This is a genomic window from Nocardia ninae NBRC 108245 (assembly GCF_007990755.1).
Lineage (GTDB): Bacteria > Actinomycetota > Actinomycetes > Mycobacteriales > Mycobacteriaceae > Nocardia > Nocardia ninae.
Genome location: NZ_BJXA01000190.1, coordinates 1 through 1,240, shown reverse-complemented (window position 1 = coordinate 1,240; position 1,240 = coordinate 1). Strand labels below are relative to the sequence as shown.

General features: G+C 71.0%; 1 protein-coding gene. It reads left to right on the top strand.

All coding sequences use genetic code 11. From position 1 onward, the window contains the following. Positions 1–1,240, top strand: a 1,240-nt coding sequence (locus tag NN4_RS44610) for a condensation domain-containing protein (protein ID WP_246181455.1), incomplete at both ends; no start/stop codon positions are given.

Genomic DNA, 1,240 nt, shown 5'->3' with positions numbered 1-1,240 from the left:
TGGCCGCGCTGCGGCTCGCGGTGGCCGACGTGGTGCGCAGGCACGAATCGCTGCGCACCCGCTACCCGGAGCACGGCGGCACCCCGGTCCAGGTGATCGTGCCCGCCGAGAACATCGCGCTCGACCTGCACCCGGTGCAGGTGGATCCGGCCGACCTGACCGCCGTGGTGACCGACTTCGTCACCACCGGATTCGATGTGGCCGAACAGGTTCCGCTGCGTACCCGGCTCTACAGCGCTGGCCCGGACGAGCACGTGCTCGTCGTCGTGGTGCACCACATCGCGGCCGACGGCTTCTCCATGGGACCGCTGACCCGCGACGTGATGCTCGCCTATTCGGCCCGCACCCAGGACAGCGCGCCCGGCTGGGCGCCGCTGGCCGTGCAGTACGCCGACTTCGCGGTCTGGCAGCGTGAGGTCCTCGGCACCGAGGACGATCCGGATTCGCTGATGGCGCGCCAGGTGGCGCACTGGCAGCGGGTGCTCGACGGTGTCCCGGACGAGCTGACCCTGCCCGCGGACCGGCCGCGCCCGGCGATCGCCTCGCTGCGCGGCGCGACACTGCACCGCGAGCTGCCCGCCGAGCTGATCGCCGCACTGGAAGACATTGCGCGCCAACGCGGTGCGTCGCTGTTCATGGTGATGCACGGCGCGCTCACCGTGCTGCTGTCGCGGCTGTCCGGCGCGGACGACATCGCGGTCGGCACGCCGATCGCGGGCCGCGGCGAGCAGGCGCTCGACGACCTGGTCGGCATGTTCGTCAACACCCTGGTGTTGCGCACCGGGATCGACGCCGGTGAATCGTTCACCGAGCTGGTCGATCGGGTGCGGCGCACCGACCTCGATGCGTACGGCAATGCCGACGTGCCCTTCGAACGACTGGTGGAGCTGCTCGCGCCGGAACGCTCGCAGGCGCGCAACCCGCTGTTCCAAGTGATGCTGGCCTTCCAGAACCTGGACCGCACCACCCTCGAACTGCCGGGCCTCTCGGTGTCGGCGCTCGATCTCGAAGAGAACGTGGCGCGCTTCGACCTGCAGTTCACCCTGTCGGAGCAGGGCGAACCCGGCACGGCAGGTATGGCGTTGGCGCTCACCTACGCCACCGACCTGTTCGACGAGTCGACCGCCGCCGAGATCGCGCAGCGCTGGCAGCGGGTGCTCGAGGCGATCGCCGCCAACCCGGCCGTCCCGGTCGGTCGGATCGACGTGCTCGACGCGGCCGAGCGGGCCGACCTGACCGC